General features: G+C 44.1%; 5 protein-coding genes and 2 pseudogenes. 2 read left to right on the top strand and 5 right to left on the bottom strand.

The window, feature by feature from the left end:
* The first annotated feature begins 21 nt into the window (after nucleotides 1–21).
* A pseudogene (locus XBJ1_RS20590) lies at nucleotides 22–706 on the top strand (IS1 family transposase).
* 471 nt (nucleotides 707–1,177) lie between these two features.
* Here the strand turns inward: XBJ1_RS20590 and XBJ1_RS04890 are convergent.
* The 4 genes from XBJ1_RS04890 to XBJ1_RS04875 all read right to left on the bottom strand — a co-directional run bounded on the left by XBJ1_RS04890 (nucleotide 1,178) and on the right by XBJ1_RS04875 (nucleotide 6,847).
* On the bottom strand, nucleotides 1,178–2,614 hold the full coding sequence (locus tag XBJ1_RS04890; protein WP_012987683.1) for an NAD(P)/FAD-dependent oxidoreductase: 1,437 nt from the start codon (nucleotides 2,612–2,614) through the stop codon (nucleotides 1,178–1,180).
* Between the two features lie 837 nt (nucleotides 2,615–3,451).
* Nucleotides 3,452–3,739, bottom strand: coding sequence for a hypothetical protein (locus XBJ1_RS04885; protein WP_012987681.1), 288 nt, complete (start codon nucleotides 3,737–3,739; stop codon nucleotides 3,452–3,454).
* 262 nt (nucleotides 3,740–4,001) lie between these two features.
* Nucleotides 4,002–4,292, bottom strand: coding sequence for a LysR family transcriptional regulator (locus XBJ1_RS04880; protein WP_049778799.1), 291 nt, complete (start codon nucleotides 4,290–4,292; stop codon nucleotides 4,002–4,004).
* A 467-nt stretch (nucleotides 4,293–4,759) separates the two neighbouring features.
* Nucleotides 4,760–6,847, bottom strand: a complete 2,088-nt coding sequence (locus XBJ1_RS04875; protein ID WP_012987680.1) for an ATP-binding protein — start codon at nucleotides 6,845–6,847, stop codon at nucleotides 4,760–4,762.
* A gap of 426 nt (nucleotides 6,848–7,273) precedes the next feature.
* On the opposite strand from XBJ1_RS04875, the pseudogene XBJ1_RS19470 reads away from it, so the two are divergent.
* Nucleotides 7,274–7,393: pseudogene (locus XBJ1_RS19470) on the top strand (type II toxin-antitoxin system mRNA interferase toxin, RelE/StbE family); the annotation flags it as partial.
* 170 nt (nucleotides 7,394–7,563) lie between these two features.
* Here XBJ1_RS19470 and XBJ1_RS04870 read toward each other — a convergent pair.
* Nucleotides 7,564–18,930, bottom strand: coding sequence for a non-ribosomal peptide synthetase (locus XBJ1_RS04870; protein WP_012987679.1), 11,367 nt, complete (start codon nucleotides 18,928–18,930; stop codon nucleotides 7,564–7,566).
* Nucleotides 18,931–19,756 lie beyond the last annotated feature (826 nt).

Below are 19,756 nucleotides of genomic sequence, written 5' to 3'. Positions count from 1 at the left end.
CCGGCTTTTTAAGGATGAAGTATGGCCAAAGTTGATGTCTATTGCCGTTATTGCCACAAATCAGAACAGGTCAAAGGACATGGGAAAGGAAATGGCGGACATCCTCGTTATCGCTGTTATAGCTGCTGTAAGGTCTTTCAGTTGGCGTATACCTATCAGGCCTGCAAACCCGGCGTTAAAGAACAGATTGTCGATATCGCGATGAATAACGGGGGAATTCGTGACACCGCTCGGATCCTGAAAGTCGCCACCGCCACCGTCATGAAAACATTAAAAACCTCAGACCCCGAAACGTAACGACACTTCCCCTTGCGGAATGTGGCATCCAGATTGTCTGTGAAATCGACGAGCAATGGTCGTTTGTCGGCAATAAGAAAAACCAACGCTGGCTTTGGTATGCTTGGGAACCCCGCCTGAAGCGAATAGTGGCTCATGTTTTTGGCGATCGCAGTCGAAAAACGTTAGACAAGCTGCTTACCCTTTTACTATTCGGTTTTACTGCACGGATGACTATGTTGTTTATGACCCACTTCCCGAGGAAGAGCACTTGACTGGAAAGGCGTTTACTCAGCGTATAGAGAGAACGAATTTAACGCATCGTACCCGAATCAAAAGGCTGAATAGAAAAACCATTGGGTATTCAAAATCGGAAGAAATGCACGATAAAGTGATAGGAACCTTTATTGAACGTGAACATTATTTTTAATACCTAATCTAATCATTTAATACATGACCCTTTTCCTCACCGACCAGTTTTTCGAGTTGCCGCAGATAATCTAATTCCCAGTGGTAATAAAATTGAAAAGCCTCCATACCTTCCTCCTTCAAAAGGCTATGCTGAGTGAAATATTATTTTCATTTTGAAATATATAATTATTTATGTATTTTTATATTGTAGATTAATAATAAAACGGTGTTTTAATCACAATCTGTTTTATTTTAAATAAGAAAAATCAAATGGAAACGATAAGCGTCAATAAAACAAATAATATTAAATTCATTATATTTATGAGAAGCATTCTAAAATACGCTCACACTGATTCGTTATTTAGAGCCTAAATAAGATGGCGGAGAGGTATGCGGCCAATATTACGAGCATCTTTATCATTTCCCGATAAAGATGCATCGCAGCGCATTTAAAAGGATTTTTTTCATGTCCCAGATGATTTCCGGCGACTTATTTCTTCCAACAACGGTAGTAATCACGTAGCCGCTTTGTTATCTGTTCATCCTTGCAAGAGAATGCAACCAAATCCGGGGGAGGCGTATAAATAGCATCAATAGATTCAACTTGTGCACCATAAATATTGAGTAAAGATTTATAGATTAATTCATCCCACCCTGGTTTAAGATTCCAGATAAATTCATACCCCATCGCTACCGTTTGCTTTGCCGCTTCCGAAATGGTCATATCTCGACTCAGCCCCACTAAAGGCCGGCGAATAGGTGTAAAATCCGCCAAATCAATCTCCAGATTAGGTAGCCCCATGAGTGCATTCGCAACATAATCCGCTAAAAGCGGGGATTGATGCAGGCCATCCCGGTATGTACCCGTTACAAGCCACAGCCCGTCTATGCCACACGACCCAATTAATGGAAAACCATCCGCAGAGATGGGTCTGTTACCCACCTGAATGGCAAGGATCTCTGATTCAAACAGATCAACATTTATCTGGTTGTAAGCGCACTCCAAAAGGAACTGTATGGTAGCAACTGTCGCATGTGTACGAGGCTGGTTGGACAAAAGGTTAGTCGCGCCGACGTAGAGAACACCATCACTACGCGGAACACAATGCAACCCACAAGCAAATGCCCGATTAGGTGTACGAATAACGGATGTCGGTAACTCATCAGGATTTTTAACTTTGAGTAAAACAGACACACCATAGCCGGCAAAGAGTGGTGGAATTTTCTGCACAATAGAAGTCTGGTCTGATAATATATCGAGGGATTGCACACCTGCCGCAATAATCACTTTATTTGCGGTAAAACGTACTCCATCGACAGTTTCAACGCCCACTATGATTCCATTTTCTGTGAGAACGCGTTTAACGTTGTTATCGACGATTTCTCCACCTTCCCGGAGCAATGCCGCATCCAACATTTCAAGCAATAGATGGGAATTAAGGGCATGTTCTTCTGGAATATAAAGCCCTTTAAGCGAACGCACCAAATCGTTAGGTTTCATTCCCTTAATCGATCGCGGCTCAATAACTTCATAAGGCTCATTATATTCACGAAGAACACTCTCTATAGCATCATAATTAACACTATCAACAACCTCCATTCCGGCGGTATTAAGAATGACATGAGTCCCTTTTGCGGTAAACAGAGGGCGAGTATCTCCCGAAGAAGCGGCCAAACGCTGTGCCCATGTTGACCAGCGATCCTTCGCGATACGGTCCATTTTGAGTTTCAGTTTTCCGTAATCGCTCGCAATAAGTCCACTGGTCACTTCACCAAAACAACCATTCATTGCCCCTGCGGCTCTCGATGCCGCATTGCTACGATCAAGACGCCCCAACCTGCATACTTTCAATTGGCGACCAACAAGTTCATAAGCAATTGAACCTGCGATAGCACCAGATCCTACAACAATCACATCATAATTCATCGGTTCTATCCTCTTCACATTGCGCGTTGATAGATAAATACCCCTAAAAATCGCCCCTAAAAATCCTTAGGGACAGATTAGAGATGATTTGCTGACAGCTAAGTTATGGAAAATGCTTTCGTTATGTGCTTATTCTGACTTTAAAGAGATTACGTTAGATTTGTTTATGAAGGTGACTATATCAGGTGTATTTAATCTAACAGAGGGTTTTGAGATTAGTCAACCGCAATATAACACTGACAGAACAGACACAAATATTCATGTGGTGGTTAGCTTTGGTCAGAGATCCTGAAAGCAAAAAAAGCGCCCTGAGGCGCTTTTTTTGTGACTTGCAGATTTTGATAAAAATCTATCATCCTGAATTTGGAGTGAAAACGAGATTCAAACTCGCTACCCTAACTTTGGCAAAGTTGTACTCTACCAACTCAGTCAGTTTAGTTTTTACAATTTATCAAATCGCACAAATCAGACTGAATCTCCTACAATTAATTGATTATTTTGAAAAATATTTATACGTTACACCGATTTTTCTCCCGAAAACATCTCCTTTATATCCGCATTCGGGGTGTCAATAGCCGCTATATCACTCAACATGACATAAACATTTCTGCCGTCCTGTTTTATGAATTGATACTGAATTACCACTTAAATACCCTCTTGTATGTCTTTCAGTACTACTTTCATTGTTCTCAGAGAGTTCATTCGAATACGCCCAACCTAATATTTTTAGGCCAAGAAGACGATGAAGAATGGCTTTCATTTAAAACCTCAGTAATACCATGAGTAAAATCTAATATATGTTGGGCTTTATCATTTTTCATTGGTTATGATGATTTATTATGTGATACAGCCAAAGTCGGAAATTTTATATATGGGGATTTTTACTGGACTTAATTTACCTGCAATTCCTGATACTATCCCGCTGCCAACGGTGTCTTTTAGGTTATCTTTTTGAAAATTATTTTTAATGGTTTTAGTAACAAAATTTTTATCATAATTATTTATATCAAATATCATATTCATTGTTTTAGGGTAAGGGTGTGCAATCTTCAATTTCTCATCTAATTTGTCAACCGCCATATTACCAAGAAGATTGATTCCTGTACCAATCCCCGTGCCAAGCAAAGTTCTAACAACTGCTTCTAAACATATTATTCGAGTTCCAGACTATTTCTGATGTAGCGCTGTCTCTATCCCCATCAATAGAATGAATGGCTGCATTGACCACATTTTTTCTTCTGCTGTTTCTTTAAAATAAAAAGGCATGTTGTGTTTCTTTTTTAATCCGATTATTAGTGGAAATTAAGATATAGGGAATATCATATCATAAATACTTAGAGTAATTATGTTAGTAGAGATTTTATAATTTCACATTACATAATTATATCTATTTTTGATAAACAGAACAATAGGGTAATTTATGATTCTTGTAATCATTTTCAATATTTTCAAGCTGCTCACAAATTGGTGAAACTTTATTATATAAGCATTCTCCTTCCTCTGTTAAAACTAATCCGTGGCTTTTTCTTTGAAAAAGTTTGACACCTAATGAAAATTCCAATTTTTTTAAGCTACGACAAATGGGTGACTGTGTGATAAAACGCTCCTGTGTTGCTTTATTTATTGATTTATTTTTAGCTACAGCAATAAAATTTAGTAATTCTTTTGAAGTAAACATCTGAACTCCTTTTTTAAAATGATAGAGTTTTTTTAATATGATAGAGCTATTCATAACGCTATAAGCTGTTAATGGATGTATTGTTCCCTTACCTTAAATACATTATTTTACGCAGCTATTCAGCATAACGATCTCATTACTGATGTAACAATAATATATAGACATCATTATTTGTCAACAATTGAATATATAAATCATTCTCCGTAGGGAAATTATGCTTTAAAATAACAAATACTAATTAAATAATAATTGAATGTTAAATCACAATAATAAATAAAAGTCATTATTCATAAGTTTCATTTAAATAAAGAAGAATTCAACCCCAAAAATATTACCTGTATATATCTTTTCAAGATAGATATTGCAATCATTGATTGTGATAATAACCACACTATTAGCCTCCCCATTCAGATAATAATCTGTTAATAATTTTATTTAATATTTTAGTGCTTTTATTGCTGTAATTTTCAAAAACTTAATCTCCCCATTTTAGCTAATTCCCGTACCAATGCCATTTCAATAATTTCGTTATTAACTTCATCATTACCTTTCCCAGCAGCAAGAAATAAAGACAACAAAGCGACATTGCGAATATTTGCACCTGTCACGCTTGTTTCTTTAGCTAATTTATTGAAATCGATATCTTTTGATAATTTTATATTTTTAGGCCAGATTGATTGCCACATTTTCTTACGAATTTTCTCATCCGGATAAGTAAAGCGGGTAATAAAAGTAAAACGTCGGTTAAATGCACTGTCTAAATGGTTACGGTTATTCGTGGATAAAATAACCAAACCCGGAAAGTTTTCCAACCGCTGTAGTAAATAAGAGACTTCGATATTGGCATGCCGGTCTTGTGCATCTTTGGTTTCACTACGTTTACCAAACAGAGCATCCGCCTCGTCAAAGAATAAAACGCCCGCATCCTGTTTTGCTAAATCGAAAATACGGGATAAGTTTTTTTCCGTTTCACCAACGTATTTATTCACGACGGTAGATAAATCGACTTTTATTAAATCAACGCCAATACAGTCAGCAATAACCTCCGCCGCCATGGTTTTTCCAGTGCCTGAATCACCATAAAACAGGGCACTGATACCGGCGCTATAGCCAATTTTATCTTTAAACCCTCCCGCCAAGATCTGTTCCCGATACTTAATTGCCATCAGTATCTCCTGTATCTGTTGAGCCACTTCATCAGATACCAGCAAATCCTTTAATGAACGTTTAGGGGTAATGCGCTGTCCCAATTGGCCGAAATTTTGCTGGGCACGTAAATTGAGTGCCTTGCGTATATCACATTGCTGCAAAATACCCGAAGGATCTCGCTGCTGCTGATAAATCTGCGCCTCTTGTAAAATCAATGGCAGGGTTTCAGGGTTAAACGCGTAACGCTGGCTTAAAGTGATAACATCAATATCCTCTGAACAGTTATGCGGTAAATTGGCCGTTAATAGTCTGTTTTTTTCTACTGACGTGAAAACGGGCATTTCAACCAGTAGTGTCGGGAGTTTTTTCAACCATATCAGTGGAGAATACGGTTCGACCAGACAGATAACCCTTAATTCAGGCTGATTCAATAACGCTGACAGGGAATCCAGTAGCTGTTTATTTTTCTCGGCTAATAAACAGAAATTCCGTAATAATAAACAAGCTCCACGCATACGGATTTCCCGCAAAATATGCTTTATCTGGAAAAGAGTTGTTTTATCATCGCCATCAGCCAATTTAGCGATATCCACCCATAGCGTTTGTCGCTTTTCCGACGCCATCATATTGGCGACGACATGGGCCCTGGCACTGCCGGCAGTGCCGCGTAATAAAACAATAGATCGAATATCCTCGTGGTCAGGTAACAATAAGTTACCCAATGCCTGTTTTAAGCCTGTCGGATAACCACCAGTTTCTATGGGCGTTATCCACTCAGCATAATGTTCTAAAGCTGGTGTAATATAGTGATGCCCAAGTAAAAAATGATACACGCCGCTGTCAGTCACAAAGGCGGTCTGGAGCCAGGTCAAGGTTTTTTGACGGCTATCGACGGATAAGAGTTGGCAGCCAATCAAAGGTGCCCGATGCAGGAAACTGGCCTGCTGCGCCTGTTTCTCCAGCGGCGAGTGGCAAAACAGTTCCAATGCCAGCGCAAAACAAGGGAGTCGGGATTGTTGCTCTCCTTGAATCAACGCAAACAGGTGATAGTAGCGGCTATCGAAATGGGGCAATAAACCTAACAGCAACACATCCCTTTCAAAATCTGTCAGATCAAAACGGGCAATCAAGTCAGTTAATCGGGATGCCACGGGGTTGACTGTCTGGGGTATTGCCAAATAATCATCATTGACCCAATGAGGTTTACCCAGCGGTTTATCTAACCTGGCTATGACGTCTTCTTCGCTTAACAGAAATTCATCAAGGAGGTCACTGCGCTGATCGGTTATACAATGGAAATGGTATTGCAGTACAAGATCGATACGTTCCAGTTGGCTAAATAGAAATGCGAGATTAGGATCATTATCTTCCTTAAATGGATCAGAGAAAACAGACGCTATATTCATAATTTTTGTCTCAGACTAAGTGATTGTGATCAAGAGTTATAACCTCGTCACGGTTAATATATGATGAAAGGCAATATATTGAAGAAAGCTACCGCCACAAAATGAAAAAATATCATTTTTAATTTTCTGTGATCACATAATTCTTACATCGATAATAATCGTGCCAAAAAATTCATAATAAATAAATTGCCAATAATGCATTTTGCTTTTTATGCATTTTGCTTTTTATGTGGTTTCATTTATATCAGAATGAAGATAAATAGATTATTTATTACTTAATCATATTAATTAGATTTTAAATATAATGAGATAATGGATAAACTTTAATATTATCCTCAGCTAATTAAATGCATTTAATGTAATTACATTCGTAGTCATGTAAAATAAATATAAAATGATAATTAATTTCGATTCTATTGAAATTGTATACAAGGAAACTACAAGGGGTATAGGGATAATTATATAGAACCGGATTGGCTTCTTATCTACAAAATTACTGATGTTCTTCGCTCCGAACGAACTGGAACCCACTCTGACCTTTTCTAATTAGAGTGGGATCACGGAAAAGGGGAATAAGCAGAATCGCAGGTTCATACCAAAGTAAAGTTATTTATTAAGGCTCGGTTCATCAATAAACCGAGCCTGTTCTCATCATCATTCGGCGCAATCAATATACCTGACATAAAAATTGCGCCGTTTTTTCACAACAAATCAGCTCAATCCACCAGCTCCAACACACCTTCAATAATCTGTGATTTCAGTTCGATAATATTGTGGTGGTCACAAGGCAGTGGTATGACAGACAGATGCCGGCAAGCCTGTCCTATCTGGTTATCATCAGCGTGCAATGCTGCCGGGATTTTTCCCTGCTCGTTTAATTGAGCGTGGAACTCCGGCAACTGAGTCGCTTTGAATAGCGTGACCGGGCTATGTTGTAGAGGTTGCAAAAGCTCATGCTGACAAATCGCATCGTCCGCAGGGCCGGCCTCCAGCGCTCGTACCGCCGCATCCCCTTCCAGCCCCAGCTCCTGTAATAGCATCTGCCGCCAGCTTGGATGTAAAGCCCCCAGACTGACCCGATAGAAGCTGTCCAGCAGGTAGAGATGGATATCACGTATTCCTCTGGCTTCCAGTTGTGCGGCAATTTCCAGCGCAATTAATCCCCCCATTGACCATCCCAGAATACGTACCGGGCCTTGTGTCAATGGCTGATACCGTTCCATCTGCTCCAGATAGAAACTGGCTATGTCACGCAGTGACATGATTAACGGCCGGTGGTACAGGTTGTAATTATCCACACCCAGACACGTCAGTTTGCCATCCAGCGTTCTGGCGATGTCCAGATAAACTTCACATCCCGCCATAGCCGGATGGATCATCCATAACGTTTCTTTAGCTGAACCGTTATTCAATGGTTGGATCAGTTGATATTCAAGGCTTGCAAGAATGCCACGGATGCTGCGTCGCTTGAACAGTTCCATCACAGTGACCGCCTGTCCCAACAAGACCGACATCTGCTGACAAACAGGAATAGCCAGAATGGAAGTCCCGCCACATTCAAAAAAGTCATCGTTTACACCAACGTGATCCAGCTCCAGTTTCTGCTGCCATAACTGACAGAGTTGTTGCTCCTGTTCGGTCTCGGGCGGTTGATACTGATGCTGTCTTGGCGCAATGTAATTTAATGCCGACAATTGTTTACGGTCTATCTTGCCACTGGCATTCAACGGCAGTTTTGGCAGATGCGTCAACACAGACGGCACCATATACGGCGGCAACACTTGTGCGAGATGCTGACGCACATCGGTTTCATCCAGCGGTTCGTCACTGACATAATAGGCAGCCAGACTATCAGATAAGCCACTGACTTTAACCAAAGCACACTGGCGAATGCCCGGTATTGCCATCAGCGTATTTTCAATTTCCCCCAGTTCTATCCGATAACCATTAATTTTGATCTGACTGTCTATCCGTCCCAGAAATTCAATGTTGCCATCCGGTAGCCAACGCCCTAAATCTCCCGTCCGGTACAGGCGTTCACCACTGATCGGATGATACAGAAAACGTTCTTCTGTACGTACCGGATCACGATAGTAGCCAATGGCCACACCTATCCCACCGATATACATCTCACCGATGGCCTGAGCGGGTACAGGTTCCAGATCTTTATCTAGAATAAGAAAGTATTGATTAACCAGTGCCTTGCCATAAGGGATGCTCTGGCTATAGCCGGCGCCTTGTGGCACTTCGAATAGAATCGACCACACCGAAGTTTCCGTGACGCCACCACCGCTAAAGACGCGGCAACCGGGGAGCCAGTCACGGCAGCGCGGTATATGATTAACCGGTATCCAGTCGCCGGATAACAGAACGCGATCCATCGCAACAGTAGGCCGCTCTGCCAGATTTTCTACTTCCTGCAATAGCAATTCGAACAACGCCGGTGCCGCATTCCAGATCGTGACACTGTGTTCACAAATTAATCTGAGTAAGATCTCTGGCTGGTATCGCTGCTCTTCGCTTGGGATCACCAGCCTTCCCCCCACGCCCAGAATACCGAACATGTCATATACCGATAAATCAAAGCACAGGGCATTAAGAGCCAGTAAGGTATCTCCCCGCACAACGTTCAATTTACGGTTGATGTCTATCAATGTGTTACAGGCCGTGTCATGCCGAACAGCTACGCCTTTCGGTGTTCCCGTAGAGCCAGAGGTGAAGATCACATAAGCCAGACTGTCACAGGCGATCGGCACGGGTAATGACATCGGCTGAGGCTCAGTTAAGTTAATGGCGCAGCCGTACGGATCAAGTTGGATGATGCCGCAGGTTTCGGTTGCCCACGCTTTGCTGCTGATCACCAACTGCGTGTCAGTCTGATCAATGATCTGCTGACAGCGCTGCTGCGGCCATGAAATATCAACGGGGACGTAGGCTCGTCCCGCCAGTAAGACGGCCAGAACAGCAATAATCTGCGCCCTACCTTTGCTTACCTGAATGACGATCAGCTCAGATTGATTACGCGGATGTTGATGGATCTGCGCGGCCAGTGTCTGCGCAGCCTGAAGTACTTCGGCATAGCTGCACTGACCGAGAGTATCAATCAGGGCGATATCATTCGGCTGCTGCCGAGTCCAATCGAGAAGCCCCTGATACAATGGATAACTGTAGAGAGCAGCATCCTGCGTTTCCATTGGCGGTTGCAACAGAGCTATTCTCTCTTCCGGTGAATACAGGCTAATGTCTTGCACTAATTGTTCCGGATGAGCCACCATCTGCATCAATATATTCTGGAAGTGCCTGACCATTTCATTGATCGTTTCTGGTGCAAACAGCGCTTTGGCGTAGTTAATATTGCCGGACAGCGCATCATTCCCCTCTTCAAATCCGAAGCTGAGGTCAAACTTGGCGACATCATATAACTCCGCCAGATTTTGCATGCTGAAAGGTGCATCAACATCCGTCGCTTTCTGTTCCAGCGAGAAAGAGATCTGAAACAGCGGGTGGCGTGATAAATCACGGTTTAACTTCAGAAATTCGACCAGTTTTTCGAAAGGCATTTCTTGATGCTGCTGGCTGGTAATCGTGCTGGCAAAAACCTGACGAATTTGTTCAGCAACGCTCCACTCTGACGATACCTGATTACGCAGTACCAGCATATTGACAAACATGCCAATCAATGGCTCCAACTGCGGATGTGAACGGTTGGCTATCGGGCTACCGATGACAATATCGTGCTTGCCGCAATACCTGACCAACAGGAGATTCATGCCAGTCAACAAAACCGCATGTAAAGTCACATCCAGTTGGCGCGCCAGTTGCCGCAACTGGTGGCTTAACTGAGGAGTCAGGGAGAAGAAAGTCGTGCTGCCACGATGATCAAAAATATCGGGGCGCGGATAGTCGCAGGGAAGTTCCAACTGAGGACAATCCTGTAACTGTTTCAGCCAGAATTGTTTTAACTGTTCCAGTTTATCGCTGGACAACATCTGCTGCTGCCAGGCTGCATAATCCATATATTGGATGGATAACGGCGGCAGTGCGGGTGGGCGGTTATTCAATTCAGCGCCATAGAACTCGGCCAGCTCCTTTAAGAACACATTCAACGACCAGCCGTCAAAACTAATGTGATGAATGTTGAGCAGGCAGAAATGAGACACTTGCCCATCTGATTCAGTCCGTTGTAACAGCGTCGCTCTGATAGGGTATTCACAGCGTAAATCAAATACACGGAAGATCTCTTTTTGCAGAAAATCATGCCATTCATCCGCCTGCACTTCCGCATGGACAACAGCCAGTGCCTCATCATGGGCTTGCAGGAAAGATTTTCCGTGTTCATCTTGTTCAAAGGTACAACGTAATATCTGATGGCGGTGTACCACGGCTTGCAAGCTATGGACAAAACTGTCCGTCTGGATATCTGTCTGCAAGCGGAATAGCAGGGGAATGTGGTAAACATTGTTTTCCTGCATCAGCGTTTCGATAAACCAGAGGCGTAATTGTGCAAAAGACAGGCTCCCCCGTTGCAACCCTGCTTGGGGTATCTGGTCAAGGTGCGTGCAATTACCGGACAGGAACGCGCTCAGAGATCTGACGGTAGGATGCCGGTTTAACGCCACTAATGGGATGGTGCACTGCAATAACTGGCTCAAACGATTACTCAACTGGATAGCTATAATAGAGTTGCCGCCCAGCCGGAAAAAGTTATCGTCTATGCCGATACGTTCACATTGCAGCAACGCCGCCCAGATATCACAACACTGCTGTTGCAGCGGCGTCTCAGCAGCCGTGTACTCCTGCTGTACATCCGTAAAAACAGGCGCAGGACACAGGCGGCGATCCAGTTTGCCATTGATAGTCATCGGAATACGGGGCAATGGAATCAACGCACTGGGTTGCATATAGTGAGGCAACACCTGTGCCAATATCTGCCGGATCTCAGACGAATCAATGCTATTACTACTGTTTAACGGGCTTACCGTATAATAACAGACGATCTTTGGGGATTCCTTGCCATGAATGATCGCCACAGCCTGATCGACACCCTCAATATTGGCGAGCACACACTCGATTTCTCCAAGCTCGATCCGATGTCCCCGAATTTTCACCTGACTGTCATTACGACCGAGATATTCCAACGAGCCTCCATCCAGCCAGTGCACAATGTCGCCCGTGCGATATAAGCGGGCATGATCCGGGTGCTGTTGGAATGGATTAGGAATGAATTTTTCACGGCTTAATTCTGGTTGATTCAAATAGCCACGCGCTAACCCTACGCCGGATAGGAACAATTCACCAGGCGCACCCACCGGCAACGGCTGCAAATCACTATCCAGCACATAAGCCGCACACTGCGCCAATGGTCTGCCAATGTTGCGCGCGCCATTATAACGATAAGGGTTAACGATGCAGCAGACACTGCTTTCAGTCGGGCCATAACAGTTGAATACATTGATTCCCTGATCCGCATAGTGATCGAACACATCCTGAGACGTGGCTTCTCCTCCCACTATCAGCCATTGCAGGCTGGCCGGCAACGTCGGTTTGAGTTTAAGCAGCACTGGCGGCAACATCGCATAACCAATCTGCCATTTCTGCAATAACGTTTGTAATTCCTGTAAGTCATAACGCTGTGCGTCAGATGCTACCACCAGCGAGTGTCCCCCAACCAATGCCGGGAAAATTTCCATCAGATGGGCATCAAACACAATGGAAGAAAATTGCAGGAAGCGAACACCTGACTGTTCCATTTCCATTCTGGCAAACAGGCTACGCGCCATAGCAGCAGAGCCACAATGTTCTACCAGCGTACCTTTCGGCCGGCCTGTCGTGCCTGATGTGTAAATAACATAAGCCAATTGCCTTGGTTCCACCTGCGGCAACGGTTGTGGGATATCATCCGTTGCCTCTGTATCCGCCAATTCGCTCAGATATAGCTGTTGTAGATCGGGACGCTCAAACAGAGGTGCTAAATCGGGTTCTGTCAGTACCAACCTGATTTGGCTATCCTGCAGGATGTAATTCAGTCTCTCTGCCGGAACATTTGTATCCATCGGCACATAAGCAGCCCCGGCTTTGAGAATCGCCAGTAATGCTACAACCATGTCGATACTGCGCCCGCAGCACAGACCTATCAGCTCACCTGACGCTAATTCACGCTGAAAAAGACGACGATATGCCGCCCGCAACCGAACAGCCTGATGTGATGTGATCTCATCCAATTCTTGATAGCTCAATGTCCGGTGATCATCCATTAATACCGGATTTTGTGGTGTCAATCGTGCCTGTCTTTCCAGCAAACCATGCAGAGTCATCAATTCCAAGCCTTGATCAACCGCAAAAGCCCATTCTTCTAGCAGTTGTCGGCGTTTGTCATCACTCAGCGCTAATAACTGCGGATGTGGATAGTGAAGATGGGAAGGAAGACGCGCCAGCAATGTTCCCAGCATCTGCAAAATGGCATTGGCGCGTTCAGCATCAAGGCAATTCTGGTTATAGGACAGAGATAGCGTCAATCCTTGCTCTACATTACCCTCAGCGATCAGGTTCAACGGATAGTCGGTATTATTGCCACTGGCAGTCCGCAGATTGCCCCGCAGGGTATCCAATGCTGTCGTTGGATAATTTTCATAGACAAAAATAGATTGGAACAACTTTTCACCTGCGGGCTGCAATTCAGCCAGTGGCTGATAGCTGTAGGTATCCAAATCAATCATGCGTTGATGAAGCGTGCGAAGCTGTTGCAGACAGGTCGATTGCGGTTCCCAGTCCATTACCAGTGGCAAGGTATTGATGAATAATCCGACACTATGTTCGATACCTGATACGGGATGGTTGCGGCCAGACAAGGTGATACCGACGATGGTCTGTGATTGTTGGCTGAACAGATGCAATAGCTTATGCCAGGCGAACTGGAGCATGATATTGAGTGTCAGTCCATGATTACGGGCGGTTTCCTGTAATGACAAAGCGTCAGCATGAGGTAATGTGTGATGCGCGGTGGCTTGAGTCTCAGGAACGTCATTGCGGGTGGTATTGGATAAATTATGGTTAAACAACAGGGAAATATCCGTGCTTTCCCAATGCCGGGTATTCCGTTGTTGCCAGTGGTGACGACACTCCGCAATTTGACTCGCGTAATAACGCTGGGTCGCCAGATAAGCTGTATCGGTACGGGTATCCGGCATTTGTCCCGCCTGTAGCTGCTGATAAGTACGATGGACATATTCCAGCAATATCTGGCTGCTCCAGCCATCAATAATAATGTGATGACTGGTGTGGATCAGGCTGTATCGGTCGGCGGCCAGTTTAACGAAACAAACCCGCATCAGCTCTGGTTTATTCAGTTCGAAAGATTGGTGGTATTGTTGCTGACAAAGCGCAGTCAATGCTTGCTCCTGTGTAGAACAGGTACTGAGATCATGGTATTGCCATAATAATTCAGCCTGCCTGAACACAATTTGCTGTGGCTGTTCCTGCCAGTCAAAGCCTGTACGCAACACCGGATATCGCTGCTGGGCGTATTCCCAAGCGCGGTAGTAATCATTCAGATCGATCGGTTGTTCGTAATCCAGGACAAACTGAAAATGATAAGTCGAGTTATCGGGATGACTCAGATAATGATGGATAAATCCTTGTTGTAGGCTGTTGGCCGGATAAGCAACCACTGGTGTCAATCCTGCCGGTAATCGGGCCAGTAGTGCGGTATCAATCCCATCGTCCACTGTCTGCTGAATCTTACTGGCGGATGGTGCCATCGTGTCGATAAGCGATATCAAGGCTGTTTGGAAACCGTGATCCAACTGAGCAAGCTGCGACTGACTGAGTAAGCCATCCCAACGATAGTGCAGCTCTTGGCCGATAAGCCAGAGATTGAGGGTAAGTAAACCGGAATCAACATTGCGCGGACTGATGGTTTGTCCGGCCGATTCTGCACTGATTTGCCAGTCATTTTCAGGCGCCTGTAACTGCCCCAGATAATTGAATATCACCCCGGAATATGGCAGAGACAATGCCGACGCCTCAGCCCCCAAATGACGCAGTGCCCCGAATGAAATACCTGAATCGGGTACGCCGCCAAGGGTGGCATGAACTTGCTGCAATGAAATCGCCTCTTCACCTTCAGCAGAAAAATGCAGAGGATAGAGAGCCGTAAACCAACCCACAGTACGACCCACATCCAACTGTACCGATGGCAGATGGCGGCCATGACCTTCCAGAAGCAACGTATGGTTCGCTATTCCACTGAGATGACCCAATACGTGCAGGAACGCAGTCAGTAAAACTTCATTAGGCGCAAAACTTGCCGCACCTGTGGTCACACTCAGCAGTCGGATACTGGCGGCAGGTTCTAAAGATTGTTGCAGGAATTGACGAGTGTGGCTGGCCTCCAATAATGGCCGGTAATCAGATTGTGAAACACATTGCTGCTGCCAGAATTCACACTGAGATTCAAAGCCGGAAAGTTGTTCAGTCAAGGCTGTCTGCCATTGCCGATAGCTGGCTGTTTTGGCGCCGAGGTTTTTATCATGATAAAGCTGTTTTAAATCATCAAGCAGGATGCGCCATGACACAGCATCCACAATCAGATGATGCAAGGCACAGTAAATGCGGGCTGAACCATCTGGATAGCCATCAATATAAGCAAAACGCCATAGTGGGCCAGCCGTAATGTCGAAATCACGTTGCCAGCTATCCAGACAGTCATGGAGTGCGCCATCAGTCAACGGATCATAATGGCAAATTTCCAGCGCCATTGGTGCGACCTGATTGATATCTAGATAAATCTGGCGTTCAGCGGGAATAAATCTGGCTCGCAGCATATCGTGCCGTTCCACCAGTGCCTGAATCGCTGTTTCCAGTTTGTGCGGTTGTAAAGGCGGTACCCGAATCAGAAAAGCCTGATTCCAGTGATGAGGCTCAGCAAATACCTGTTCGAAAAACCAATGCTGAATAGGATGAAGAGGAAAATCACCCTGTAGTATTCCCTGTTCAGAATGCATCATCTGGGAATCAGGAGTGGTAGCCAGTTGTACCGCCAGTTCAGCAATCGTACGGCATTGATATAATAGTTTAGTGCTGCATGGCAACTGCTGGCGACGCATTTCCGAAACCAACCGGATAGCGGAAATGGAATCGCCCCCCAGATGAAAAAAGTCGTCATCAATCCCTATTTCGTCCAAACCCAGAATCCCGTGCCAGATGTTTTGCAACCGGTGTTCTAACTCCGTTTCTGCGGCACGATAAACATAGCGGCTCTGTTTAAAATCTGGCTCTGGTAACGCCGTAGCATCCAACTTGCCACTAATCGTCATCGGCAGCGATGCCAGTTGCACGAATGCAGATGGCATCATGTAATCCGGCAGGGAAAGCTGCAAAGTACGACGTAGGTTATCTTCGTTTAAGGTAATCTCTGACACATAGTAGAGCACAATATGCGAGCGATCCTGACCGCGTACCTGCGCTGCGCATTGACTCAGCCCGGATGCCGCAATAAATACCTGCTCAATTTCAGCCAGCTCAATGCGATAGCCATGAATTTTTACCTGAAAATCCTTACGCCCCAGATATTCCAGTTCCCCATTCGGCAACCAACGCGCCTGATCTCCCGTACGATAGAGCCGCTGATCATCGGTATGTTGAGCAAATGGGTTGGCAATAAACGCCTTGGCTGTTAATTCCGGCTGCCCCAAATATCCTCTGGCCAGCACAGCGCCAGAGAGGTAAAGCTCACCGCTCATGCCCATCGGGACTAACTGCAACTGTTCATCCAAGACATAAGCCTGAATGCCGGGAAACGGACGGCCAATATTTTGGGCGCCATCCCATTGATAATGGTGCATAGTGACACATACGCTGGCTTCCGTGGGGCCATAGGCGTTGAATATCCGCCGTCCCTGCATGGCGTAGTGATCCAGAATGGTTTGAGGTGTTGCTTCGCCTCCCACCAGAATATTTTGTAACCGGGCAGGCAACGCCGGTTTTGTTTTCAACAAGGTGGGGGGAAAAGTGGCGACTTCAACCTGATAAGTTTCGATTAATTTTTTCAGCAGCTCAGGATCATGACGCTCTTCTTCTGAAGCAATCACCAATGTATGGCCGAAACACAGTGCCATAAAAGTTTCAAACACATGGGCATCAAATGCCAGCGAAGCAAACTGCAACCAGCGTTGTGGCCGTTCAATACCCTCAATCACTCTGGCATATAGACCATCCAGCATGAGTAATACTCCACGATGCTCCAGCAGAGTCCCTTTCGGACGGCCTGTCGTACCAGATGTATAGATGGAGTAGGCTAATGAACTCGGCTCTGAGGCTGTTTGCGGAGCACTGTCTGGCTGATCACGGTAATCATCCCAGTCGTTTCCGAATGTCAACAAAGCCAGATTTTGCCCGTAATCGCGCAATATGGTTTGATGCGTCATGTCTGTAATTGCCAGCCGGGATTGGCTATCGGTCAGGATATAGGCCAGCCGTTGCGTTGGGACTTGCGGGTCAAGAGGCAGATAAGCCGCTCCCGCTTTCATCACCGCCAACATGGCAATCACCATATCAACCCCACGATTCATAAAAATCGGCAATAGGGTGTCCGGGGACAGCGATTGTCCAGTCGCTTGCAGATAACGCTCCCGTATCAAATGAGCCAGTTGGTTACTACGTTGTTCCAATTCCGCATAACTGAGTTGCTGCTGATTATCAATCAACGCGATTTGTTGTGGATGCAGGCAAACCTGCTGTTGAAATTTTTCATGGATCGTTGTTTCGGGAACATCCCCCTGTTCTCCCTGATGACCGCATTTCAGTAAGGTAATACGCTGATCCGGTGTCAGGAACGGAAATTGTCGGATCGGTTTTTCTGGATTTGTCAGGGCATTAACCAAGAGTTGCTGGAACTGTTCGGCCAAGGCAGTAATTTGTTCAGGATGGAAACGGCGGCGGGGATAGCGGATACGGAAAGACCATTGATCATCCTGCTGCTGATATTCCAGCGCCCATTCCGAATCTGCTAAGTCGTTGTCGAAACGGTGATTGTAATGGACTTCACAACCCTCCAGTTCCAGACAGAAATCCTTGAAGTGGGCTTGATTCACAACAACATTTAACTTACGGATCGGCGTAAAGGGCAACACCTTAAAAAGCGGCCAATATGAGAAACGCAGGCCGGAGGGTGCCTTCAATGATGAGGTGTAATGTAACGTCTGTCGGTAAAGCGAAGCAAAGCTGACCGTATCATCCAACTGTAAGGGAAAAACAGCGGTGTTGATTTGGGCACCCAATGAAAGCGATTCTCCTCCTGTCACGGCAACCGGATAACTGACGTGAACCTTTCCATCAGGCATATATTGAGCAATCAGTGCCGCCCACAATGTTTTGAACACCAGAAATGGCGTACAGTGCCGGAGAGAACGCTTAAGGTGTAACCAATCATTTAATGGCAAATTGAAACGAACTTCTCCCACTAACTCTTGTTCGTCTTCCGCCAGTTCTGATAGATAGGGTAGCGGATTAGTTGCTGCCACTTCCGTCAAACATGTTTTCCAGAACTGTTCAGGCTGATGCTCTTCCAGTGTTTTTATCTGCTGACGATATTGTGCAAACTTTTCCGCAATTTGATCCAGTGTCAGAGGAGTGTGGCGCAGGGGGCGCTGATTATAGAGATCCGATATGGAGTGATAAAACTCTTCGGTACTCCCGCCATCTACCACAATATGGTGTAGTACAATGACTAATTGAAATTGTCGCTCTGCCTGCTGAAATAACCCAAATCGAATCAGTGACCCTTGCCTTAAATCAAAGGGCTGCAAGGCAAACTGACGCAGTTTTTCCTCACTGTCAAAAATTTGTAGGGTATTAAGACTATTCGGACCCGGTTTCCAATATAATTCCCCATTTTCTTCATCAAGCTGATATTGAAATAATGGATATTGATTTATCAATCCCTGTATAGCCGATCTCAATTTACTTTCATCCAAATCACCTTGGATAGTTTGATCCATAACCATATTGTATTTAACTGAATCAGGTTCAAGAATCCATTCATTCCAAAATAGGCGTGTAAATGGCGAGGCCAGAATGTTATCCATATCGATACTCCCTTCGGATTTTTTATTAAATAAAAATTTGCTTACCTGACCGGATATCAGGTAATGACTTTTTGAATCAGTCCTGGCGATAAATTGGAAAAGAAATGCCTCAGCTACCTTCATACCTAAATTGGCTGACAGATAGATATCGTGAGTTATCGTCGTTATCGGAGTTTTTAATTAGGCAGGCATCCTGCTTTCGAGACATATTCAGCCCATTATTTGATTAAATATGGCCTCTTACTGCCTCTTTTTTATTAGTCTTCGTCCTTGATATAACGGCGCATAGAATTAAAGGCTTCCCTGATTACTTAATTATTTCTTTAAAAACAATTATTTATGATTATAGTAACAGACGGGAAATTTAACTTAATGTTATTAATAGATAACATTTCGCACGGTAATAATTTTATTATTCTGCATAGCGGAGTTAATTCAGAAGTAAATAAATAAGATTCAAATATTATTAGATATTCACATTAAATTGAAGATTTAACTAGCAAGCAAGTTATTCGTAATAATATACTTTCATATTAAAATTAAATAAATATCATTTTAAATAACACAACAGTCATAAAATATTTAGCAATATAAGAAAAATAACTATTTTTACGTATTATAGGCATCATAATAATATTAACTAATATTAAAAATAACATTTGTAATTATATATTTCAGTGATTTTTAGTATGAGAATTACAATATGGAATAACAAGCAATAGAATGATTGATATCACATCATTAAATTCATCTCCGATAAAGAGAATTTGGTGAACATTAATATCAATGGGAGAGCGGGAAAATAAGATACTTATGGAGGGAATAA

This window comes from Xenorhabdus bovienii SS-2004, assembly GCF_000027225.1.
GTDB lineage: Bacteria > Pseudomonadota > Gammaproteobacteria > Enterobacterales > Enterobacteriaceae > Xenorhabdus > Xenorhabdus bovienii_C.
This window is presented reverse-complemented; position numbering and strand designations above follow the sequence as displayed.